The sequence below is a fragment of the Paenibacillus sp. GbtcB18 genome (assembly GCF_019091125.1).
In the GTDB taxonomy this organism is placed as follows: Bacteria; Bacillota; Bacilli; order Paenibacillales; family NBRC-103111; genus Paenibacillus_F; species Paenibacillus_F chitinolyticus.
On sequence record NZ_JAGXJX010000003.1, the window covers coordinates 406825 to 430668 of the forward strand.

Annotated in this window: 19 protein-coding genes; 6 read left to right on the forward strand and 13 right to left on the reverse strand. The window is 51.3% G+C overall.

Annotated elements, in window-relative coordinates:
• Positions 1 to 17: 17 nt before the first annotated feature.
• Together KVT34_RS12145 and KVT34_RS12150 are read right to left on the reverse strand one after the other, a co-directional pair.
• Positions 18 to 1244: an AraC family transcriptional regulator gene (locus KVT34_RS12145; RefSeq protein WP_217558889.1), complete on the reverse strand. Its 1227-nt coding sequence runs from the start codon at positions 1242 to 1244 to the stop codon at positions 18 to 20.
• Positions 1245 to 1363: 119 nt separating this feature from the next.
• The gene (locus tag KVT34_RS12150) at positions 1364 to 3868 is read right to left on the reverse strand and encodes a WG repeat-containing protein (RefSeq protein WP_217558890.1); all 2505 of its coding nucleotides are present in this window, start codon (positions 3866 to 3868) and stop codon (positions 1364 to 1366) included.
• 224 nt (positions 3869 to 4092) lie between these two features.
• Here KVT34_RS12150 and KVT34_RS12155 point away from each other — a divergent pair, with 224 nt between their 5' ends.
• Positions 4093 to 5076 carry a glycerophosphodiester phosphodiesterase family protein gene (locus tag KVT34_RS12155; protein WP_217558891.1) on the forward strand — a complete coding sequence of 328 codons (984 nt, stop codon included), beginning with the start codon at positions 4093 to 4095 and terminating at the stop codon, positions 5074 to 5076.
• A 116-nt stretch (positions 5077 to 5192) separates the two neighbouring features.
• Here the strand turns inward: KVT34_RS12155 and dhaK are convergent, their stop codons facing one another.
• Together dhaK and KVT34_RS12165 are read right to left on the reverse strand one after the other, a co-directional pair.
• Positions 5193 to 6956, reverse strand: coding sequence for a dihydroxyacetone kinase subunit DhaK (gene dhaK / locus KVT34_RS12160; RefSeq protein WP_217558892.1), 1764 nt, complete (start codon positions 6954 to 6956; stop codon positions 5193 to 5195).
• Between the two features lie 97 nt (positions 6957 to 7053).
• The gene (locus KVT34_RS12165) at positions 7054 to 7482 is read right to left on the reverse strand and encodes an SRPBCC family protein (RefSeq protein WP_217558893.1); all 429 of its coding nucleotides are present in this window, start codon (positions 7480 to 7482) and stop codon (positions 7054 to 7056) included.
• A 242-nt stretch (positions 7483 to 7724) separates the two neighbouring features.
• Between KVT34_RS12165 and KVT34_RS12170 the strand changes: the two genes are divergently transcribed.
• Positions 7725 to 8645 (forward strand): phosphotransferase family protein, encoded by a 921-nt coding sequence (locus KVT34_RS12170; RefSeq protein WP_217558894.1) that lies wholly within the window; start codon positions 7725 to 7727, stop codon positions 8643 to 8645.
• A 130-nt stretch (positions 8646 to 8775) separates the two neighbouring features.
• Here KVT34_RS12170 and KVT34_RS12175 read toward each other — a convergent pair whose 3' ends face one another.
• Both KVT34_RS12175 and KVT34_RS12180 read right to left on the reverse strand, forming a co-directional pair.
• Entirely contained in the window at positions 8776 to 9240 is a 465-nt protein-coding gene (locus KVT34_RS12175; RefSeq protein WP_217558895.1) for a hypothetical protein, read from the reverse strand.
• A gap of 71 nt (positions 9241 to 9311) precedes the next feature.
• Entirely contained in the window at positions 9312 to 11153 is a 1842-nt protein-coding gene (locus KVT34_RS12180) for an SgrR family transcriptional regulator (protein ID WP_217558896.1), read from the reverse strand.
• 123 nt (positions 11154 to 11276) lie between these two features.
• On the opposite strand from KVT34_RS12180, the gene KVT34_RS12185 reads away from it, so the two are divergent.
• The gene (locus KVT34_RS12185) at positions 11277 to 12521 is read left to right on the forward strand and encodes an MDR family MFS transporter (RefSeq protein WP_217558897.1); all 1245 of its coding nucleotides are present in this window, start codon (positions 11277 to 11279) and stop codon (positions 12519 to 12521) included.
• Positions 12522 to 12711: 190 nt separating this feature from the next.
• Here KVT34_RS12185 and KVT34_RS12190 read toward each other — a convergent pair whose 3' ends face one another.
• The 4 genes from KVT34_RS12190 to rihC all read right to left on the reverse strand — a co-directional run bounded on the left by KVT34_RS12190 (position 12712) and on the right by rihC (position 17244).
• Entirely contained in the window at positions 12712 to 13935 is a 1224-nt protein-coding gene (locus tag KVT34_RS12190) for a NupC/NupG family nucleoside CNT transporter (RefSeq protein WP_217558898.1), read from the reverse strand.
• Positions 13936 to 13939: 4 nt separating this feature from the next.
• Positions 13940 to 14863, reverse strand: coding sequence for a ribokinase (rbsK, locus tag KVT34_RS12195; RefSeq protein ID WP_217558899.1), 924 nt, complete (start codon positions 14861 to 14863; stop codon positions 13940 to 13942).
• 69 nt (positions 14864 to 14932) lie between these two features.
• Positions 14933 to 16291 carry a C4-dicarboxylate transporter DcuC gene (gene dcuC, locus KVT34_RS12200; protein ID WP_217558901.1) on the reverse strand — a complete coding sequence of 453 codons (1359 nt, stop codon included), beginning with the start codon at positions 16289 to 16291 and terminating at the stop codon, positions 14933 to 14935.
• A gap of 29 nt (positions 16292 to 16320) precedes the next feature.
• Positions 16321 to 17244, reverse strand: coding sequence for a ribonucleoside hydrolase RihC (gene rihC, locus KVT34_RS12205; RefSeq protein ID WP_217558902.1), 924 nt, complete (start codon positions 17242 to 17244; stop codon positions 16321 to 16323).
• 246 nt (positions 17245 to 17490) lie between these two features.
• Between rihC and KVT34_RS12210 the strand changes: the two genes are divergently transcribed.
• Entirely contained in the window at positions 17491 to 18474 is a 984-nt protein-coding gene (locus KVT34_RS12210; protein WP_217559295.1) for a LacI family DNA-binding transcriptional regulator, read from the forward strand.
• A 275-nt stretch (positions 18475 to 18749) separates the two neighbouring features.
• Here the strand turns inward: KVT34_RS12210 and KVT34_RS12215 are convergent, their stop codons facing one another.
• The gene (locus tag KVT34_RS12215) at positions 18750 to 19640 is read right to left on the reverse strand and encodes a LysR family transcriptional regulator (RefSeq protein WP_217558903.1); all 891 of its coding nucleotides are present in this window, start codon (positions 19638 to 19640) and stop codon (positions 18750 to 18752) included.
• A 99-nt stretch (positions 19641 to 19739) separates the two neighbouring features.
• Here KVT34_RS12215 and KVT34_RS12220 point away from each other — a divergent pair, with 99 nt between their 5' ends.
• Positions 19740 to 20669 carry a DMT family transporter gene (locus tag KVT34_RS12220; RefSeq protein WP_217558904.1) on the forward strand — a complete coding sequence of 310 codons (930 nt, stop codon included), beginning with the start codon at positions 19740 to 19742 and terminating at the stop codon, positions 20667 to 20669.
• Between the two features lie 239 nt (positions 20670 to 20908).
• Here the strand turns inward: KVT34_RS12220 and KVT34_RS12225 are convergent, their stop codons facing one another.
• Positions 20909 to 21457 (reverse strand): hypothetical protein, encoded by a 549-nt coding sequence (locus KVT34_RS12225; RefSeq protein ID WP_217558905.1) that lies wholly within the window; start codon positions 21455 to 21457, stop codon positions 20909 to 20911.
• Between the two features lie 200 nt (positions 21458 to 21657).
• Here KVT34_RS12225 and KVT34_RS12230 point away from each other — a divergent pair, with 200 nt between their 5' ends.
• Positions 21658 to 22239, forward strand: a complete 582-nt coding sequence (locus KVT34_RS12230; RefSeq protein WP_217558906.1) for a histidine phosphatase family protein — start codon at positions 21658 to 21660, stop codon at positions 22237 to 22239.
• Positions 22240 to 22342: 103 nt separating this feature from the next.
• Here KVT34_RS12230 and KVT34_RS12235 read toward each other — a convergent pair whose 3' ends face one another.
• Positions 22343 to 23374 carry a Cfr family 23S rRNA (adenine(2503)-C(8))-methyltransferase gene (locus tag KVT34_RS12235; protein ID WP_217558907.1) on the reverse strand — a complete coding sequence of 344 codons (1032 nt, stop codon included), beginning with the start codon at positions 23372 to 23374 and terminating at the stop codon, positions 22343 to 22345.
• Positions 23375 to 23844: the final 470 nt, after the last annotated feature.

The window sequence follows — 23844 nt, forward strand, 5'->3', positions numbered from 1 at the left end:
ATTCTCATTCACAGGAATTATAAGTCAGCGGGAGGGCTTCCGCCATGCACATGATCCAGAAAGGCGTTTGGACATTTTCCCGTAAACAGCAGCATCGCTTCATCCAGCATACGTGCGACGGCGACCGGGGAGTATTCCAGCCAGGGATCGGCCGAGATGGGATAAATGCTTCCCGAACGGACCGCTCCGATCGTTTTCCACTCGGGTGAATGCTGAAGGGCAAGCCAGTAGGCCCTCGACTCCGATTCCGGGCAGACCAGGACGAGAATCCGGCTCGGATCAAGCGTTTGGATATCTTCCGGCCGGATCGGGCCGGACTGCTTGCCGGATGAAACCTGCCGCAGGTTCAAATCTTTGAAAAGCACATCTTCCATTCCCCGGTTACTGTAGGAATACAACCCCTTGCCGTAAAGCCGCACGATCAGGATTCCGTCATCTCCAAGCGCCGCCTCCGACTGAATACGGGCCTCATCCGCAAGCTTGTCGTAGCCCCGTATCCACTGCTCCGCCTCGTCGGTACGATTCAGGAAAACCGCGATAAGGCGCAAATACTCCCGCCAGCCCAGCTCCCGTGAAGTCGGGACAAAAAGAGCGGGCGCGATTTTACGGATCGTATCCTGCTGCTCGTCGCTTAGTCCGTCCCCGGCCACGATGGCATCCGGCCTCAGACGTGCCATCAGATCCGCATTTTCCTCGAAGGTTCCCGTACCATAAGGGTCCGTCAGCTTCAGCGCGTATCTGATTTTTTTCCGGTACGAGTAGTAATAGTGAGCCGTCCACTTGGGATCGAGCGGGGACGCAAGCGGCGTCAGGCCGAGGGCGATCAGATACCCGGTCATGTCGGGGGACCAAGCCGCGATCCGGTGTTTCGAACTCCGCGCGAACTCCGTAGGAGACATGCCCACTTCCTTTTTAAATTTACGGCTGAAGTAGTATTCGTCCTTATATCCCACACGCTGGGCGATTTCCCTCAATAGAAGCGGTTCGGGCTCGGACAAATAACGCTTGGCCCGGTTGATCCTCAAATCGGTCAAATAGTCCATGGCACTCTGGCCGAACGTTTTTTTGAACAGATCGACAAAATATTTCGGACTGACATGAACGCGTTCGGCAAGCTGCCGGACGGTCAACTGCTCGTGATAATGCGAATCCATATACACCCGGATGTCAGTCAGGTATGGTCTCGTGGCCGCTGCGCGTTCTCCGCGACCTTCGATGCGTGCCGATGATTTGCCCGGCTTCATCTGCATTCCCCCTCATCTGGGATTTAGAATAATCAACGTCGTGATTCGCCTGCTTTTCTCTATTTTAATTTAAATGATAATCATTATCAATGATAACAAAAAAAGAAAAACGTCCCGTCTCAAGCATGGAACGCTTTCCAAAATTCTCCCTCCCGGTCGATGATGGCGCCAATCCGGGCAAACGGGATGGTAAAAGTCGGAAAACCTGCGGCATACGGGCCGATTTCGTATGGAAAAAAATAAAGATGAAGCGCATTCTCAGTCACATAAAACGGCTGATCCGGCTTAATGCCCTTATAGCTGTCCGGGAACACATACGCATATTGCGGGTCTTCTTTAATCTGCCTGCCCACGATATCGCTGAGTATGCGGACATAGTCGCTTCCCGCTTTAAACAGATCTTTAAGCGCATACATGCGGCCGTTCTCCAGGTTAAGGATCGCATACGTTTTGGAAGGCATGCCGTGGGCGGCGCCAAACGGGTATTTGTACCCGGTCAGTTCCAGCTCGAGCAGCTTATCTTTGAAAAAAGCGACCTGGAAATCGCCGGAATACGAATAATCAAGCTTCACGTCTCCGGGGACGGGCTTCACCTGGCTCCATTCCTTCAGTCTGTCGTTGACCGTACGCTGTACCGTCTCGTCCTTCAGGCCTTCGACCTGCGGGTAATAGACGAGATAGTCGCGGTTCGGCTTATATTTACCTTCTCTTACGAGGTAAGGCGGTGTCAGGGGAATCACCGTGTTCTGACGCCAGATAACTTTGCCGTCCCGGTTCAGATAAGCCAGCCTGCGGTCGGTGTATGCTTTGATCAGCCCTCCCCGCTCAAGCGTGAGTGTGCCGCTTCCTTCCACTCTCGGATAACCCGGCGCCGGTTTGCCGCTGCGGTCGATGAAATAAGTTTGTTCGGCTTCCGCCACCGAGGCTAACCCGTTCTTGAAGTCGGAAACCTCGTCGTACAGAAAATCCGACAACTGCGCTCCGTTCCAGTCCGCGATCGCGTAAACCGAACCGAGGAAAGGTTGTTCGGGATTTATCGCCCTGCCGAGTGCAAACCGCTTCTCGCCCAAATCCCGGATGTCGTTGTAAGCCGGCTTGATCACATACCGGCCCGCTTTATCGATGACGCCGTATGTCCACTTGTAGTCTTCCGACGTGCTGACAGCGGCACGGCCGTCATGGAACGGCAGTCCCACCGTAAAGGACGGCGCAATAACGACTTTCCCCCGCTCATTGATGTAGCCGTACTTGCCGCCGGAGGTTTGCTGAAACGCCAGAAGGCCGTCTCCGTGCGGTCCGACGTATGCGTAAGGGTAGGACGCCAGCTTGCGGCCGTCCGGGGCGATAAGCGCATAGTCGCCGTCCCGGATTTTAACGACGGCCCGGCCGCCGCTAAAATCGTTCGCTTCCTCGTAGTGCGCCGGAATCACCTCTCTGCCCTGCGCATCCAGATAGCCGTATCTGCTCGTTCCGGTATCGCCGCTTCCCCCTTCGGTGACGTAGAAAACGGCCCTCCCGTTGGCCATATTGGCGATGAACGGGTAGGCACGACGAGTCAGAATTTTGCCTTTCTCGTCGATCAGCTTGAAGCCTTCGTTGTCGATGACGACCGCCCGGCGCTCCGAGAACGGATGGATCGAATTGTATACAGGCGGCACGACAAAGTGCGCCCACCGGTCGATCAGGCCGTATTTCCCGTCCCGTCCGACGACGGCGAGTCCGTTCTGCTGGAAATCCGCGGCGTCCTCGTAAGCCGGTCGGATTACCAGCCTTCCTTCCGGATCGATGTAACCCCATTTCAGTCCGGACGTTGTTTTCAATGAAGCGGGAAACAGGGCCGGCATCTGTGCTTGGGGCGATCTGCCGAGCCCGTTCAAAATGTTCAACCGGAGCTCCAGCAGTTTTTCACGCGAAGGATAGGGATTCGGGAAAGACAGCGCCTTCCGGACCGATATCAGCGCCGCCTCCGGTAGCCCGGCCCGGTACTGAGCGTCGGCCAGGTAGTACCAGTAAAACGTATAATCCGGATGCTGCCGGGTCATCGCCTCGTAGTACCGGACCACGCGCGGAAAATAATAGGGATAAACATCCGGCGCCGGCACAAACGCCCCGTGGCTCCACCTCAGAACCCGGACGCGGTAAGCTTCCCCCGTATCATGAATCCAAAACGCCACTTCGGCTTTTCCGTCACGCCCGGCAAGACCCGGCATATCCTCCGCTTCGATATAACTGTAGCTCGTGTCCGCGGGAGCGGCATCTTTAAGCCCTTCCGGCGTCCATTCGTAAACCGACAGCTTCGACCAAATGGAGCCGATCTGCCAGCCTACGAGCAGATTGTTGAGACCGGCCCGGAGAACGGGGGCGGACGACAGCAGCGTTAAGCCGTAGCCGGTTCCTTTTACGGTCGCCGCTTTTTGCCAAACGCCGTTCCGGTAAGTCAACACGAGCAGGTACATTTCACCGTTTAACCGGTAAACCGCCGCAATTTCCGGTATGCCGTCCCCTGTTAAGTCGGCCGAGTAAATCGCGGTATGTGCGGCGGGTTTCTCTATCGTCATCAGTTCGGCTCCTTGCGGTAAAAACCCCGATACTAGCGAAGTCACCTGCATCTCGTCAACCGGCATAGGCGATCCTCCTTTTTCCCCTTGCTTCGCCTAATCGTATGCGCTCCTCCGGTAGATATGCTTGCAAACGGTGAAATTCGTTTGGGATAAGTTTGGCGGGGGCGGCCGCCTGCTTACAATCTTAGAAGAAATGTATTGAGCTTGCGGACACGGCGGAATTCGGTATACAATCGCTTCAAGTTTTTAAGGATATAGCCAATCATCGAAAAATAAGAGGAATTTCCATGAAAAAAATCAAGCGTATTCTAAAAAGTAAATTTTTTCTTTTCGCCGTCCTGCTTCTGGTTTTCTTTTATGTCAATAACAGTTCCCTGTTCGTCAAAAGGAATGCCGGCGCTCCCTACCTCCTTGCCCATCGGGGACTTGCGCAAACCTTCACCATGGAGAATATCGCAAACGACACGTGCACAGCCGAACGGATTTATCCGCCCGAGCATCCTTATCTGGAAAATACGATTCCCTCTATGGAAGCGGCTTTTCAAGCGGGTGCGGACAGTGTGGAGCTGGATATCAAACCGACCAAAGACGGTCAGTTTGCCGTTTTTCACGACTGGACTCTGGATTGCCGAACTCCGGCCGCCGGTAAAACCAGTGACTACACGATGGCGCAGCTGAAAGAACTGGATATCGGCTACGGCTATACCCCCGATCACGGGAAGACATATCCTTTTCGCGGCAAAGGAACCGGGCTCATGCCTTCTCTGGGGGAAGTGCTCGAGTTATTTCCGGACCGTTCTTTTCTCATTCATATCAAAAGTAATGATGCCGCAGAAGGAAAACAACTGGCCGAGTTTCTGTCCGCACGGCCCAAACAACAAGTGGACCGGCTTACCGTCTATGGAGGTGACGAACCTATTGACGCGTTAAAGGCGGAGCTCCCCGGCATACGTGTGATGTCGATGTCCACAATGAAAAGCTGTCTGATTCCTTACATAACAGCAGGCTGGACAGGTTACATACCTTCGGCATGCGAGCGGACACAGCTGCACATTCCGGAGAAAATCGCGCCGTGGTTATGGGGCTGGCCGGACAAATTTCTGAACCGGATGGACGGGGCGAATACCCGCGTTATCGTTGTCGGTGGAGACGGCAGCGATTTTTCCAGCGGCTTCGATTCCCCTGAAGACATCCAACGGCTGCCCTCCGGCTATAGCGGCGGAATCTGGACGAACCGCATAGACAGAATCGCTCCGCTTTACGGAAAATAAGGTCATGGCGGCGCAAGGCGAATTGCCGGGCCGCAGAAGTAAAAAAACGAACCGGTCCTCTTGAAAGGGGACGGTTCGTTTTTTACTATGTCGTACGGACGGTATCCTTCCTTCGATTATTGAAGCGCTTTGGCGAGGCCGGTGAAAATAACCCCCAACGCATGCGCTCCCGCATCGGGATAGCCGATACTCCGCTCGCCGACGGTTCCCGCTCTGCCCATCCGGGCGACAATCGCTTCCGTCTTCTTCGCTCCCTCTACCGCTGCCTCTGCAGCCGCGGCTCCGGCAGCTCTCAGGTCCGTGCCTGCGGCGGCACTCGCCTTCCAGGAGTCGGCGTAAGGAACAAGCGCATCGATCAGCGTCTTGTCACCGACTACCGCTCCCCTGCCGAACGACCTTTCTCCCGTGTCCTGTATTCCTTTGACCGCAGCTTGCAGCATTCCAGCGATATCCGCCGCATCCAGACCGGCTTTGCCTCGGACACTTCTGCCCGCCGCCCGGAAAGCCGATCCCCAGATCGGGCCGGAAGCGCCGCCGCAGTGCTCCATTATAATCAGGGAGCAGGCATCCAGGAACGATCCGATGTCCGAAGCCCCGGCAGTTAGTTCGTTCCATTCCATTTTCAACTGCTTGAAGCCTTTAGCAACGCTCATACCGAAATCGCCGTCTCCCGCATGAGCGTCCAGCTCGCAGAACGGCACCTCATTTTCGATAATGATTTCACTCATCGTATCGATCAGATAGATCATATTGTCCAGAGACAACCTGTCGTTATGAATAACGGCGCTCTCTTCCGGAGTCACAACGCGGAAAGAAACCGGCTTGTCCCCGTGCGACTCCTCATCAGGAACGACTTCCGTCCAGCTTAGAGGCTCCGTATATTCACGGACAGTGAGAGCCGGTGTATCGCATTCCGCGCGGAGCAGATTTTTCAGCTCGTCGTCCAGCTTCATGAGGGTGAGCGAGGCGCCTTCCATATCGATGCTGGTCATGTAATTGCCGACAAGTGTTTTATATACGGCAATATTCCGTGAGGCGAGCTCCCTTTGAACGGAATGGTTCAGCAGATACAGCTCCTGCAGCGGAGTGCCCCCGAACCCGTTGACCAACACCGCCACTTCCGGCGCATTATCTTCGTCTTCGGGGAAACTCTGCAGCAGCTCGGCTACCATTCTGCGGGCCAGGTCATCGGCCGTAAGCACACTTTCACGCCGGATACCGGGTTCGCCGTGGATGCCTACCCCGTACTCCATTTCACCCTCTTCCATGGAGAAAGTCGGGCTGCCTTTGGCCGGTACCGTGCACGACGACAAAGCGAATCCGATGCTTTTCGTACGGTCCACGGCCTTCTGCGCCGCCTGCTTTACCTGCTCCAGGGACATCCCCGCTTCCGCGGCCGCGCCCGCTATTTTATGTACGAGAACCGTTCCGGCAACCCCTCTTCTCCCGACGGTGTATAAGCTGTCCTCTACGGCAATATCGTCGTCCACTTTCACAAAATCGACTTGTATGCCGTCTTCGTCCGCAAGATGCGCCGCGTTTTTAAAGTTCATGATGTCGCCGCTGTAATTTTTGATAATGAGAAGCGTTCCCTTCCGGCTGGCGGTTGAACGGATCGCCTGGTACACCTGTATCTGGGAAGGAGACGCGAAAACATCGCCGCAGACCGCAGCATCCAGCATCCCTTTGCCCACGAATCCCGCATGCGCGGGTTCGTGCCCGCTTCCCCCGCCGCTGATCAGCGTCACTTTGTCGGGCCGGATCGTTTTTTTGCGGATAATCGTATATTTACGGTCAAACTCCAGATTCGGATGAGCGAGCACAAAACCGCTGCACATCTCTTTAACCAGGTTTTCCGGCTTGTTCATAATCTTCTTCATCGTTCCGCTCCTCTCGTGGGCTTATTAAAAGAATAGGCCTGCCAATTACGCAGGTTGTCACGATTCGATTGCGAGTCCTAAACGCCTGGCGGTAGAATCAGTTCCCTTCGACGAGATTTTTGAGGGCATAGAGCACAGGCGAAACCTCATCGTCTTCCGTTACCTCGCTGCCAGCGCCCGGACGGTTATCCGTTTTCTCGATCGTCAGCGTAGTCCAGTCTCCTTCATCCTCCAAAAGATAGCTCATGACGAAGTAATTTTCCGGCTTATCTTCCAATCCGGGGCGTGGAGCGAAAAGCGTATACCGGATCAGCCGGTCAGGCACGATTTCCTGTACGGTTCCCCACTGCTCGAAAACTTGCCCCTCCCACTCGTTACGGAAACGAATCTCGCCGCCCGGCTTCCAGTTCGTCGCAAGCTCGCTTCCATACTGCCAACGCTTTACGAGTTCGGGCCGGGTAAGCGCATCCCATACGTTACCTACGGGTGCGCCGATTTTAATGCGGGAAATTTCCTTGGCCATCATTTTTCCTCCTAAAATAGCAGCCTTACCCGTAAACGGGGAACACCCTCACCGGGTTCCAAAACCTTCTGAACGCTGCCGGTTGGGTCATCGGTTGTCGGCAAGCTTGTATATGCTGCTATTATACCAATTCCGCCCTGTATTCTGTCCAGCAAAGCGGGGCCGCATGGCGACGTACGACACATGAAACGAAGACTTCCAAACGCTCGTACTAGTAAAATCTAGTAAAAAAGGAGCTGTCCGCAATGATTGAAGCACAGCCTTATCTGGAAGCCATCCGGCAGCGTTATCCCGAGCTGCCGCTGGGCACGGCCGAAAAAATCGGGGCCGGGCAAAACAACGACGTTTGGCTCATAAACGGCCGGCTGATTTTCCGGTTTCCCAAATACGAATCGGCCATCCGTGACATGGAGAGAGAAGTCGCTTTCCTGCTTTACGCGGCGGATCATGTATCGCTGGAAATTCCGCGACCGGTTTTTATCCATGCATGCCCCTCACTTAAAGAACACCCCTTCATCGGGTACAACAAAATCGCGGGAGAACCGCTTGAAGCCGATCTTTTGCAGGCCGAGGCGTCGAATGATTCTCATGAGAAACACGTTCCGGATGAAGCATTTCTGCGTCATATAGCCGGACAACTCGATGATTTCTTGCAACAATTGCACGGACTGGACCCGAAGGGTCTGATGAGTGCGCAGCATGAACCCGGGTATGACGGCTGCCGCGAATGGTCGGATATGTATGAACGCATCCAAAGCCGGCTTTATCCCTACATGAAACAGGGCGCGCGTACTTGGACAGACCGGCATTTCTCCGCGTTTCTTGGCTGCAAAGCGAACTTCGAAATCACCCCTTCGCTCACTCACGGAGATTTCGGGACTTCGAATATTTTGTACGAGCCCGTATCCAAACGGGTAAGCGGAATTCTCGATTTCGGCTCGGCCGGCATGGGAGATCCGGCAGTCGATTATGCGGCTTTACTTGCCTCTTACGGGGAATCTTTCTTCCGGCTTGTTCTGGTTAAAAACCCGAAAGCCCGCGAGATGATGAGCCGGATAATCTTTTACAAGGGAACATTTGCGCTGCAGGAAGCGCTCTTCGGCGTGGAAAATGAGGACCCCGAGGCGCTAAAGAGCGGACTGGAAACGCTGGAAGCGCTGGAGTGAAGCCAATAAGGCATTTTCTGTGCTTGAAATCAGCCGTTTCCGCCACAAAAAAAGAAGAACCTGAGAAAGGTTCTTCTTTTTTAATGAAGCTTTCGCTAATTTTCTGCTTTTAAAGTCAAGCTGAATCTCATTATAACTTTATGTCTTGCTCCTTGGATTGAATAAAATAAATATTCCCGTCATCGGACTTATAATAGCCGACATCGAATTGTTCAAGATCAATTAAATCTTTAAACCTATTCGGTAACTTATAATGCCAATCTATTGATACATGCTTGTAGGGAAAATTGTCACCGTTCGGATTGGGTGTATGAATATAAACGGCATCCAAGCCCGCGTCTTGTTCATGGATGCAGATCCAGCTTTGAGAAGGCTTTTCAATTCGTTCCAGCCTCTTTAATAAAATGTTGTACAGTACAAGATGGGCTTTAATATGTTCTCTTCTAAGCTTTAAGCTATGTTCTCCAATCCCGCAAAAATCAAGATGGACATGCCAAAAATCAAACCAAGATTCGTTATCCGGCTGTAAATAAAAGTCGTTTATCTTCTTCCGTAAATGGCGGAAGTATCTTTTCTTCCCCCGAAATTTTTTCATAGTTAATCTCCATTTCCATACGGGTATCAACCGTTCTACTCACAGTAACAGTAGCAGCTATCGACAGTCTGTCAAGTTGAGAATGCCGCGCCTGCATTGAACCAGATATGGTGAAAATCTACCAACCCGTACGAGTTGATTTTCACTCCCCGGACGGATTGATGGAAGGCGGTGTTCGACTTTTTATGAACGAGAAACATAACGGCATGGGTCTGCCGGACCCAGCGTTCGAGACCCGCAAATTTCTCCTTCCGAGCTGCCTCGACCGGCTCCCGCAGAATCGCGGCCGTCTCCAGGCGGACGATCTCTTCCGTCGCGTTGTCCCAAAGGGCAGCAAAAAAATTGTTCTGAAGATATACCTCCAGCTCGCGCACCTCGTCGCCTCCCAGAACAATCCCGTAAAGCTGGCAGTCGTAGCGCTGCAGCGAAGCGCGGTCCGACCATTCCTCCGCGTTTCGTACTCGGATTTCAATGTAGACGCCAAACGTACGGGCGCGATCCTGAATCCAGCGGGCATCCTCTTCGTGATAGGAATACGTAACGAGTTCCAATGCCTCTCCGGCATACCCGCTTTGCTCCAGAAGCGTCTCAATTTCAGACCGTCCCTTCACCGGATAATAGGTTCCCGTCCTCTCCCCCATATCTTCGTGCGGATGAAAGCCTTGGGCCGGACATAACCGTTCGCCTTTCAGATCGGCGATCAGCGCTTCCCGGTCGATAATATGATGAAGCGCTTCCCGGAACAAGGGATGATTGTGGGGGCCTTTTTTGCTTTGGTTGAAGACAAGCATGCTGCTGCAGTTGAATATCGTCTCCATGTTGCGCCATCCCCCTCCCCCGCTTACCAGAGCCTCCCGCCTCGCGCCGGATGTCTCTCCGTGGGACGTCATGATGGACGTCCAGTCGGGTTCTTTCAAGCGGCCGGATTCCTCCGGCGGAAAAATGAGCACTTCCACGCGGTCCAGATGGGCCCGGCCCCGGAAGTGAGCCGGAAAAGCTTCCAGCACGCATCTCCCCTGATTGCGGCTTACGATCCGAAAAGGCCCAGTGCCTACGGGCATCTCCGCAAATGCGGCCTCGTCCCGGCGCACAACATCCTCCGGTACGATGGCGGTCGCGATCGTACACAAAAATCTCAGGAACAAGTAATTCGGTTCCCTTAGCCGGATGACGACCGTTTTCCGGTCGGGAGCGTCCATCTGCTCTATATCCCGGAACATCCATCCGCTGTCATAACGGCCGGGATCATGCCTGAGCCGGTTGAGCGTAAACATCACATCTGCCGCCGTAAGTTCCCGGCCGTGATGGAACAGAACGTTTTTTCTCAAATAAAAAGTCCACTCTCTGGCATCCGCATTGCTTTCCCAGGAATGCGCTATGCAGGGAATCACGAGCCGCTGCTCTTCGTCGTATTCGACGAGGGTATTGAAAAGCTGCCGGGCCATATGACAGTCGAAAGCATAATAGACAAGGCCCGGATCCAGCGTCGTAATCGAGCGGAAAATAGGCATACAAAGCGTCTCCTGCGGGGAATCCGGCACTCCTGCCGTAGAGAAACCGATGCCATCGGAAATCCAGTCCATAAACCGGTCCTTGACGGCGGGACCGCCGAACCGGTTCATCAGCTCCATCGCTTCGTGAACCTCCCCCTGCTCCGTGCGGCGGCGGACTTCCTCCAGCAGGAGCTCGTCGGAATCGAGCACGAGGGTCAGCTTCGATTTGTTGCCGCGGCCCCTGCCGGGCTGCCAATCGATCCACCCCTGTTCGCAAAGCGCGCGAACGATCAGCTTCACGTAGCGGGGCGTGCAGTGCCAAATACCGGCCAGCTCGTCGACCGTAACGGGAAAAGGCTGCTGCGGCTCCCGGTCTCTAAAAAACAGCCGGAGTTCCAAAAAAGGCAGCACGGTCTGCATGTTTGCGATCCTCCGTTCGATAAATTCGTAATAAAAGGTGAACTGTTTCCATCAAATCATACACTTTTCATCCCCTTTTGTGCAGCTATACTGAACATAACGCCAAAAAAAAGGATGATCCCCATGAAAGCGAAGAAAACAAAAATATTCCGTATGCCCTCTTTTCACCCCGTCGCCTGGGGAGTCATTATCGGGACCTTCCTGTCCCGGACCGGTTTTTTTATGACGATTCCGTTTCTCGGCATTTATCTGGGCAAGGTCAAAGGCATTGATCCCGCGACGATCGGAGCCATTCTGGCCGTAAGCTTGTTCGTGGGCACGCTGGGCAGTTTTGCCGGAGGCGCGCTGTCCGATCGCCTGGGCCGTTATCCCGTGATGATTGCTTCGATGGCGGCCTGGAGCCTGGTGTTTATCGGCTTCGCCTTCGCCGACGCGACCTGGCTCTTTTTTGTCCTCAGTGCCCTAAACGGGCTGTTCCGGAGCGTGTTCGAACCTGCGGCGCGTGCTCTGCTGGCCGATGTGACTCCGGCCGAAAGCCGCACGGAAGTGTTTAACGCACGCTATTTCGCCATCAATATCGGCGGTGCCGTCGGGCCTTTAATCGGCCTGAAGCTGGGTATCGGAGGCACGTCGTCCCTGCTGCCTTTTCTGGTCAGCGCCTCTATCTACGCCATCTATGCCGTGCTGCTCCTTGTATTTATGTTCTCCTTCAGACATATGCTGCAGAGCAATGATGAACCCGGGGCAACCGTAAAACAAATGATGAAGATCGTTTTTACCGATAAGGTGTTTCTCTATCTGCTGCTCGGCAATTTTTTCGTCGCTGGGGCTTACTCACACCTCGACACAACTTTGTCGCAGTACATCGGTCATGACCGGGTTGCGGTCTACTCCAGCCTGTTTGTCGTCAACACGATATGCGTGCTAGTCCTGCAGTATCCGCTGACCCGGTTTATGAAGCGCTACACGTCCCTGACGGCGCTGAAAACGGGCTGCCTCCTGTTCGGGGCGGGACTTTTCGGATTCGGTCTCTTTGAGAATACGGCGCTGCTCTTTCTCTCGATGATTGTGTTCACCATGGGCGAAATTCTGTGTTTCGTCGTCGGGGATGTGCTCATCGGCGAAATCGCTCCCGAGCGTCTCCGGGGAGCCTATTACGGAGCCAGCGGCTTCGCATTTCTGGGTCAGAGCCTGTGCGCCTGGATCGGCGGGCTCCTGCTTCAGGGTCTGGGCTTCGGTCAAGGACCGGTCATCTTCGGCATTTTGGCGCTGCTCGCGCTCGCCGCATTCCCGTTCTTTCACAGAGGACAGCAGCTTCGTGAACATCCCGCGGGTGCCAAACCCTCCGGGCTGTCCGAATCTTGCTGACGCCCCGGCGGGAAGGACGTCCCTTTAACAGGGGCGACTTCCCGGTTCTCTTTTGCTTCTAAGCGGTCCGCAGACAAAATACAGCAAAGCCGTTCTCAGCCGTTAGGCCCGGAAACGGCTTTAGTCTGCATTGCAGATTCTCATGTCGAGATTGCAAGGCTTCGATGACCTTCCGTTGACTTCTTTCCTTCTACATAAACATGCCGGCGATCGTACCGCTTAATAAATTAGCCAGCGAAGCTGCGATCACTGCCTTAAAGGCAAGACGTCCCACTTCTTGACTTCGTTCAGGAGCTAACGATCGCATGGAGCCTAACAGGATCCCCATGGAACCGATATTCGCAAACCCGCAAAGCGCAAAGCTTACGATCGCAATCGTTTTTGGCGACAAATGCTCCATTTCTTTCGCGAATGAACCGAAGGCGATCATTTCATTCATGACGAATTTCTGCCCCAAAAAACTGCCCGTTATCGTGGCCTCGGACCAAGGAACGCCGATCACAAATGCGAGCGGAGCAAACAACCAGCCCAGTATCATCTGAAGGGACAAGTCTCCGTACCCGAACCAGCTTCCGATCCAACCGAGCAGTCCGTTTAGCAGCGCTACCATAGAAACAAACGCGATCAGCATGGCGATTATCTGTACCGCCATCCTCATCCCTGCCGAAGCGCCTTTCGAAATAATATTGATGAGGTTATCCTTCGTTTCCGAATCTTCCTCTTCAAGTTCGCGAGAGCCCGCTTCTACCGGCGTATCGGTTTCCGGAATCATAATTTTCGCAATGATGAGACCCGCCGGAGCCGACATCAAACTCGCGGACAATAAATAGGCGATCGGAATGCCTAATGCGGCGTAGGCCACCATGATTCCTCCCGCGACGGAGGCGAGGCCGCCGACCATGATCGCGAACATCTCCGACCGAGTCAAGAACTTCATATAGGGTTTAATCATGATCGGAATTTCTTGCAGCCCCAGAAAAATATTGCCTGCCGCCGCCAACGATTCCGCGCGGCTTGTCTTCAGCAATTTGCCGAGCCCTCCGCCAACGACCCGCATGAAGAACTGCATGATGCCGAATCGGTACAGAATGCCGATCAGCGGCGTAATAAACACGGCCAGCATCGCTACGCGAATGGCGAATATATTGCCCGTGGCCTGCGTCTTATCCGCCAAGCTTCCGAACACGAAGGAAAGACCTTCGTACCCGTAATGGAATAAGTTCGTAAACCCTGTGGATACGACTTCCAGTATCTGCTTGCCGGTATCCCATTTGAGTACGATATAACCGAATACCAGTTGAATTCCAAGCCCGACGATAACCGTACGATAATTAATCTTTTTCTTATGGTCAGACATCAGATAGGCAATCCCCAAAATAACGGCTAAGCCTACAAGTCCCCATAAAATGCTCATGTTATCAGCTCATTTCTGCTAGTTCGTAAGCATAGGGGATGGATTGGAATGCGCCCTTGCGCTGGACAACAATCGACGAGAAGCGGCTGGCAAACTTGACCGCGTCCGCCACATGCCCGAGCTGCTTCCGTTCCTGCCTGCGCAGCTTTGTGCAGAAGGACCCTATAAAGCTGTCGCCGGCGGCAGTCGTATCGATCGCGGCAACTTTTTCGGCAGGAATGGATAAATTGCCGTCAGGGTGACAAATGAGGCTGCCCCTATCACCGAGTGTGACGATTACGCACCCTACGCCTTGTTCAAGCAAAGCCGCCGCTCCCTGCACCATATCCTGTTCACAGCTCGTATCGCAGCCGGTGATCATGTGCATCTCGCTTTCATTCGGGATGAGGAAGTCCGTGACTCGAAGCAGCGCGGGCGGAATCGCCTTGGCCGGCGCCGGGTTCAGCACCGTGACCTTCCCTTCTTCCTTCGCGATTGTAAAAACATGCTGAATGACTTCGATCGGAACTTCGAATTGAGACAGAATGACGTCGGATAATCGGATAATTTCTCTGGATTCCTCTATATCCTGCTCTGTAATGGCCATATTCGAGCCGGCGCTGACGACGATCATGTTGCTGCCGCTGCTGCTGAATAGGATCAAAGCTTCTCCCGTAGGCAGATCCGGATTTACGCCGACATGCTCCGTATGAATACCTTCCTGCCGCAGGGTAGCAACCAATTGCTTGCCGTATTCATCCGCCCCGACTTTACCGATAAAGTGTACGGAAGCTCCAAGCCGGGCCGCCGACACGGCCTGGTTAAATCCTTTTCCGCCGGGACCGACAAGTTTTCCTGATGCAAATAGGGTCTCTCCTTCGTGCGGGAGGGATTCCAGCAATAAGCTGGAATCCATATTGATACTTCCAAGTATGCATATCTTTTTCATTTTTCTCTCACTCCAATCCTATAAAACCCTCTGTTTAAATGTTCTTGCTCAGCGATACATCGTTACCGCTTAGGAGAACATCACGTAGGACAACACCAGCGTACTGATGATGCCGACTATAATCGGAACAGAGGTCCGCTTGATAACTGCCATCGGGCTTTTCTGAATGATGCTGCAAACGACAATGATACATGCGGCCACCGGCGAAACCGAACGCACAAGGTTCGCGATCAACTGCATCGGAATCGACAGCATCGCCCCGTCAATGCCTACGTTTTGCGCAATGGCCGGCAGCAATCCGACCGAGGCGTAGAACACCGCGAGTCCGCCGCCGCTGATCAGGCCGATGAGGGCCGTGATTCCCGAGAAGGCAAACATCAGGATCATGCCGGCGCCGTTCAAATCTTTTACCGAATCGGTCAGCATGTCTACAATGCCAAGCGCCTTCAGACCGTCAACAAGCAAGCTTGCGGCAACAAGCAGCGAAACAACCATCGCAAGCCCGTCCCCCATACCCCGGAAGAACACCATCAATTCTTCGAACACTTGCTGAATTTTACGTTTACGGATCGTTTCGACAAGGACTGCAACGATCAGCGAAATAAAGGTGATTTCAACAAGACCGATTTTGATCGATTTAACGAAGATACCGAATACCGTAATCAGAACGAGTGGAAGAATCGGAAGGAAGCCATAATAAGTTGGCGGCAAATCCGTGCGCAGCGTTCCAAGCTTCGATTCGTCGATTGTATCGGTTTCCGGATTTTTCTTATCCATATATTTCTGCCAGAAATAATGCGCGATAGTCATCAATATAAGCGTCGGAATCGAAATGACGGCATGATATTTCATGACATATTCCATTAAATCAATGCCCAGCGTCTGAGCGGCAATGACATTATCCGCGCCCAGCGGTGTCGGGATGATCGTCGCTGTTGTCGCGATAACGGCACCTGCCGTCAATCCGGACATGCCGATTCGCTTCAAAACCGGGTACAGCGTAGCCATGAGCAGAATGGCAAGGCTCGAAGCGCTCGGAACCACGAGCGATAGCAGGTTACCGACTACGAAAATGACAGGGACAAGCACATAGACCGATTTAATTCCGGCTAACGGCTTCATTAAGGTTTGAACGGTCACTTCGTTCGCGCCGATTTTCGTCATATAGGAGGAGAAACCGAATAATACCATGATCGTCATACCGATATTGCCTAAATTGCTTATAAAATTGTTTGTAATCGACTTCATCGGGTCAAACCATCTGGAACCCGTCGCCGCATCCGCGGGCAAAACGTTATGTCCCATAAATACAGCGCCGTATAAGAGTACAATTCCTGCAACGAACAAAACAACGGTAGCATTGACTTTCTTACTGATCATCCAGCCCGCAAGCACGACTACGATCAAGCCAAATATAAGTTCTGCCAAGTCGAGCTCTCCCCTCTAAGTTGTTTGATTTATTTTGCTTTCGCAATACATTCGATCGCCCATGTACGGAATGCGTCCACGTCAATATCCAGGCAAACGTTTACATTCGGTTCTTTATTGTACCGGTTTTTTCGATCCACAATCGTCGTGCCGGCCGTGTACACACCCGCACTCTCAACGTCTACGAAGTATTTCTCGGTTTTGAATAATTCAGGTTTAACGATATACGCGATCGCGCATAAATCATGCATTTTCAGCCCCGTCTTTAAGCTGCCGCCGCGATAGTGCTGGAACATGGAATACAGCATGTTGCCGGTTTCATTCAAGTCGCGGATTTTGACCACATTATCGGGTGTCAAGGTTGCCTTACTAGTTACATCCAATCCGACCATTGTAAGATCCAAGCCTGAGGCAAAAACCATCTTGGCCGCTTCCGGGTCCGCATAAATGTTGTACTCTGCCGTCTGAGTATGATTCCCTGCTGACGCCGAACCCCCCATTAAAACAATCCGTTCAATGCGTGATTTGAGCTCCGGGTACATCGCCAGGAACAAAGCGATGTTAGTCAGCGGTCCGATCGGAACGAGCGTTATCTTCTCCTCGCTGCGCATAATCGTCTCGCGGATTGCGTTGACGGCGTGTTCGGGATGCATGCTCGTTGCCGGCTCCGGAAACTCGTATCCGCCCATGCCGGATTCCCCATGAATGTGACTGCTGTCCTCATACGGCATGCAGAGCGGTTGTCTTGCCCCTCTGGCAACAGGCGTTCCTGTACCGAAAAACTCGATCAGCTTAAGCGCGTTTTGGGTCGTTTTGTCAACGGATACGTTCCCGGCGACGGTGGTCAGCAGCTTGACGTCCAGCGAATCATGGTGCAGGGCTACCCCAATCGCAACCGCATCGTCAATTCCGGGATCTGTGTCAATAATAAGTGGAGTTTTTCTTACGCTCATTCTGCTCAACATCCTCTCAAATTGTAAAATGTAACCTTTAGATTATCATTCCCTAACAGCCAACAAAAAAATAACCGAGGTATGTGTAACCGGTTACCTATTTTGAGTTTATGTTAATTCAACGCGATACTAATGTCAACAAGAAGATCATTGTAAAACCTGGATTGACAATCATGTGATGATACTGTAAGATAATCGTATTTCTTTGTGTAATCGATTACACCTTAACGAACAGGAGATGAGGGCATCGCAACGATTCGAGATGTTTCTAAATTAGCTGGAGTTTCCGTTGCTACCGTTTCTCGCGTTATTAATCAAAAAGGTTATGTTCACGAGGATACGCTGCAGCGAGTTCATAAAGCCATTAAATTGCTTAATTATGTACCCAATGACGTCGCACGCAGCCTCTCCAAGAAGTCGACCAAGACTATTGCACTGTTCGTTCCGGATATTACCAACCCTTTCTTTAACGAGCTTGCGCTTGCCGTGGAGAAAGTAACACAGTTGTACGGGTATACAACGATCCTATGCAACACCAATGAGTCGGCCAAAATCGAAAGGCAATACATCCAGAACTTAAAGCAGAAATATATCGATGGGTTCATCATGGCAACCAATACCTTAACGGAAGAGGAAATTGACCAGCTCGATATCCCGATGGTCGCTGTGGACCGCAGCAGCTCACCCGTCGTCCCCACCGTCACTTCAAAGAATCGGGATGGGGCTCACTTGGCCGTGCAAGCCTTATTGCAGCAAGGATGCAACAAAATTGCGCACATCAGAGGGCCTAAGGGCTTGTGGATTGCCGAAGAGCGGTGCCAAGGCTACCTTGACTTGGTTGAAAATAGGCCATGGTTTACACCTAAGCTTATTGCTAATGGGAATTTCCAGTTAAAAGAAGCGGCTGAAGCCGCGAAAAAGCTGTTCAAGGAGCATCCCGACATTGACGGGATATTCGCCGGTAATGACCTGATGGCAATCGGTACGCTCCGCGCATTGCAGGAACATGGTATTCGTGTGCCGGATCAAGTCCAAATTATCGGCTATGACGGCATTTCGTTAGCTGAAATGGTCTACCCTGAATTATCAACGGTATCGCAGTCTATTTATGAAATGGGCATGCTCGCCGCGCGAATTCTGATCAAGAAAATTGAACAGATACACTTGGATGAAGAAAACCACCAACTGGAAGTAAAGCTTGTCCAGCGCGGAACTACCCGGCATGGATAATCCTCGGGACAGCTCGACTCAGGTTCGATGGGAAGCCTGTTCCCCACTTACTTTTTCCGAACAGATTTGACCAATAAAATAGACTGGTTGAAGGTTAAAACAAAATAAAAGCTTGTGCCAAATGCGGCACAAGCTTTTTCTAATTGTACAGATTATTAGTGTATCTCCCTTGTTATCGCGGGTCACTCCATGCTGTTCATCATGAGAAAAGCCCATGTCTGCCGGTGGTCTGCAGGAACTTATGCCCGTCAGCACGGCTGCGCAAAAAATGCACATTAGTGGTTCCGGTCGCCGGACAAATAAAGCTCTTTTGCGATCTGCAGGAACAGTTTCACCCCGTGTGGTGCCTCCTTCAAAGAAGGAACTGCCAGGTGAATTTCTCTATACGGCTGTGGATCTATTGTCCGGACGCGGACATTAGGCGGCAGTGCCGACAGCGACAGCGAAGTTTTCGATACGATCGAGACGCCCAGCCCTTCTTGAATCAGGCTCAACGCCGTGCTTATGTTGTGGCCGTCATATTTGGCGTGCAAAGTAGCTCCGAATTGCTGGAACAGCTCGTAAATCGGCGTTACAAACCCGCCTTTGCACACAATCATAGGTTCATTGTCCAGATCCGTGATATGGATTGTCGGGCAGCTTTGCAAGGGATGATCGTCCCGAAGGAGCAGACATAATTCATCTCGGAAGAACGGAATCGTTTCCAATTCGTTGATCGGCGGAATAATCCATCCGACATCGATCATTCTGGAATCCAGCCATTTTTTAATCTCGTCTATCGTTCCTTCGTGCAATTCGAATTTCAGCCCCGGGTACTTCTCCCCGATCACCCGCAATATTTTCGGCAAGAAGTGCGCGGACACAATCGGGAACACCCCGACGCGAACGGTGCCGACTTCAAACCCTTTTTCAGCCGTTACCTCCTGCTCTACCTTATTGTAGCCGTGCAAAATGTCTCTGAATATGGCAAGCAAACGCAAGCCAATATCGGTGAGAATGACTCCGCTTTTCCGGTCCCGTATCATGAGGGTGACTCCTAATTCCGATTCAAGCGCAGAGATGGCGCGGCTTACGGCAGGCTGCGTCATATTCAATTGCTCACCGGCTTTGGTAAAGCTGCCGGTCTCGACTATTTTCACAAACAACATCAGCTGCGAATGTGTCATAACAATTTTGATATCTCCTCTATAACAAACATGCATTTTATTTATCTAGTGAGCTATTGTACCATAGGAAGCACCATCACACAAAGGAGCTGTAGAACCATGCAACTTTCGCGAACACTTACTTTCATCCTTTTAACATTTTTAGTTATGCTGTGGGGGGTGAACTGGCCGCTTTCCAAATATGCACTCGAATTCGCGCCACCGCTCCTTTTCGCCGGGTTGAGGATCTTTATCGGAGGTCTCATTTTGCTACTTTTCGCTTTGCCGCGCTATAGAAAACTTAATTTTAGGCATACTTGGAACATCTACCTCATCTCCGCATTGCTGAACATCATTCTCTTTTTCGGCTTCCAAACTTTCGGACTGAATATGATGCCGGCCGGTTTGTTTTCGACGATTGTGTTCATGCAACCCGTTCTACTCGGTATCGGAGCTTGGTTGTGGCTGGGTGAATCCATGACCGGTTTTAAAATCATCGGCTTGATTCTAGGCTTCATCGGAGTCGCTGTTATCAGCATAAACGATGGCTCCGGGAATATTTCGTCTGCCGGCATCTTGCTCGGTTTAGCCAGCACGATTACTTGGACGTTCGGTACGATCTATATGAAAAAAACCTCAACTAGAGTCGATGCGATCTGGTTGACTACTCTTCAGATGATCTTTGGCGGAATTGTTTTGTTGGTTGCGGGTACTACCGTTGAAAACTGGACGGATATCGTCTGGAACCAGCCGTTTATCTCGACATTGACGGTTATTGCAATCTTCTGTACGGCCTTGACCTGGCTCGTTTTCTTTCTGCTTGTCAGATCGGGTGAAGCCGGCAAAATCGGTTCGTTTAATTTTCTGGTCCCGCTCATTGCGATCGTGATCAGCGTACTCTTTTTGGGCGAAACGGTCACTCCCAAGATGGTAGTAGGACTGATTCTAATTATCATTGGTGTTGCACTGGTAAACCTCAAACTGAAATCTCTGCAAAAGCGGGACAAAAAGCACATGGGGAATATGAAGGCGAGGAGAGAACACGTATGACGACTTCGTCCATTTCCACGATGCCGGAGTGCATGTAAAGTTTATTCAAGAAGCATACAGACGATTCATAGATTCTAAGGTGCTTTCAATTGAATGACAACTACAATAGGAAATTACTTTCATCGACCGAACCAAAGAACGTAAAGAGTTACGGCAGTTTCCTAGTAAGACAACTCGCCCCAGCCGATATGGCCGGGGCTTTTTGGTGCGTACAGATGCCCGTACACCTCACCTGTTAATTAGGGAGCAAAGACTTCCGGGTTATCGTTTCGCCAGGCGCCTATGCAGCCGATTAAACAGGCCGTGCAGCTTATCATCCTGCTCCCGGTCTCACTGTCCGCATAGGTAATGGCGATATTTATGCCCGGCTTACGCCATGCCAAAATTCGGCCGGAAAATCCGGGCCATTCGCATTCTTCATCCAGGTGGGGCTGACCATATGCTTGTATCGACTCCTCCGGTGTTGAGCGCATTGTGATTCCCTTGGGAAGATCTCCGGGAAACGGAGTTTTAATTCTGTCATCCGACTCGGGCGCAAGAAAATGTATCGCGCCAACGATCCATCCATCTTCATTTGTATAGTTGAGCCCAGTCAGATCATTTATTTTGGGTGCGCGATAAAGATCGAGGCGTATCGATGATTTCACAGACCAGATGATATCGTCGTTAAAATAGCTGTTCGCGGGCGGCATTCGCTTGATGCCGAATGGTTGCAGCAAAGCTTGTACATTCTTGGGACTGTACGGATGCCCAAGCATTTCAATCAGCTGTTCAGATGGTTCTTTCATGCTTATTCCCTTCCTTTCGGATCGGTTGCGGCCATTTAGTTTTAATTATCCCGATTATTCGTTCAAGGGTCAATGTCACCTATTCATTAAGCTATCGGGCAGTATTCCGTACTAACATGAATGTACTTGTTTAGTTGAGAATGGTATTATCAGGGAACATACTTTGTAGTAGAGGCTTAGAAAAGGAGAAGTAACAACTTATGAAAACCTTTGTATACATGGTCAGGCACGGAGAATCACCTAAAACGGAAGGGAACGAAAGAACACGCGGGCTGACTTTAAAGGGCAGCTCGGATGCCCAAATTGTAGCTCAATTGTTGAAAGACGAGGGTATAGACGCGTTCATCTCAAGTCCGTACAAAAGGGCAATATTAACACTTGAGGGATTAGCTCGGTCTTTAGGCAAAGAAATGATTGTTATAGAGGAACTAAAAGAAACCGTATTTATTGGCGATGATAAAATACTGCCTGATACGGAAGTGTATCCATTAGTAAAGAAGATGTTTTCAGACCCGGACTTTTCGTTGCCTGGAGGAGAGTCTTTTACAAATAGTCAAAACCGTGTTGTAGCTATTTTTAAAAACATCCTAAGCGAATATAAGGGGCAGAAAGTTGCTATTGGAACTCATGGAGCGGTCATGACGATGATGATGGGATATTTCGACCCCCAGTTTGATTTGGACTTTTTATTAAACACTTCAAAGCCTGATATCTACAAGATGGAATTTGATGAAGGAATATTAACTGCTACAGCGAGGCTATGGCGGGTAACTCCTGAATGATTTTATTAAACGAACACAAATTGATATTTCATCGGATAAAAGAAACAGAGGGGCTAATTGCCCCTCTTTAGTATTTCCCCCAGTACACCTCCCGGTTAATCGATTATTCGGAGCGGTATAGCTGGCCGCATGCCGCGTTAATGTCCGATCCGAACTGAGTTCGGACCGTGACACTGATTCCCTTTGACTTCAAGATCCGAACAAACGCTTTAATCCGATTAGATTCAGATTGCTGATAGTTGTCCGGCGTAACTTCGGTCGAATTGAACGGAATTAAGTTAACGTGATAGAGATGTTCCACAGGTCCTCTTCCTCTTAACAGCTCGGCAACCGCTTCCGCGTGCGCCGTCGAGTCGTTGACTCCACGAAGAAGAATATACGCAATATACACCTTTCTCCCCGTATGTCGGATGTGATGATCCAATGCCTCCAGCACATCGTGGATTGGGAATCGGTCGTTGATCGGCATCAGCTCGCTTCGCTGATCGTCGAACGGCGAATGCAGCGAGAAGGTTAGATTGACTTGCGGAAACTCACGTGTCAGCCTTTCGATACCCGGCAGCAGGCCGATGGTGGAAACGGTAATTCGTCGATGTCCTAAACCAAAGAGCTGCGGGTCGGTCAAAATCGTTATGGCATCAAAAATATACGGGTTGGCGAGCGCCTCCCCCATGCCCATGAAGGAGACACTGTCCAAAGCGTGGCCGTTCAAGCGAAAGTGCAGCAATTGGTCGGTAATTTCTTCGGCGGTCAGATTTCGTTTCAGGCCGATGGTACCGGTGGCGCAAAACTTGCACCCGAAACCGCAGCCGCACTGCGTGGAAATACAATACGATTTCCAGCCCCGCTCATAAGTAAGTCGTACGGCCTCCACGCGCTCGTCGCCCGCAATGGCGAACAGCACCTTGTTAACCTGTTTCGACGTGAGTTCTTTTACCGGAACGATCCTGCAGACGTTCGGACCAAGCATCCGGGTCAACTCGTCGCGCAAAAATTGGGGCAGCATGGTCATCCGCCCGTATTCGACGACGTTGTGCTTGAAAATCGCGTCCATAATCTGAGCATACCGATACTCGGGCTGCTTGAAGTCGGACAATATTTGTCGAATCGTTTCATATTTCGAGGGTAGTCTCATGTCTTCTCCTTACTGCCGGAGAAAACGTAAAAAAAGCAACCGTCAGTCGGCGCTTTGACACGTCGTTAACCAACTATACAGAACAAGCGCATAACGTTTCCAGTCGGATCGCTATGTGCACCTGTCGATAGATGGGTAAGCCTCCGGCAACCGAATTGTTTTTTTGTGAACCGCTTCACCCAGCAAGAACCGATTCACACAATCATCTACAACCTCGTTCTTCATCGCTTTCATCCTCCTAGAATTGATTGATTTCTTTCAGTTGCACATTTTTGTCAAAATAAAAAAGAGCCACAAGAAAGTTACCTTTCTTGTAGCTCAAAAAAATACGGCAAATCCAACCCGATGCCGGGTAGGAAAAGGATCTATTTTTTGAGTGAAAAGAATAAGGTAACTTTCTTGCCAATAAAGAATAAACCAAATGTATTGTTTTATTCTTTAAAAAGCGGCAAGAAAACCTACATTATCCT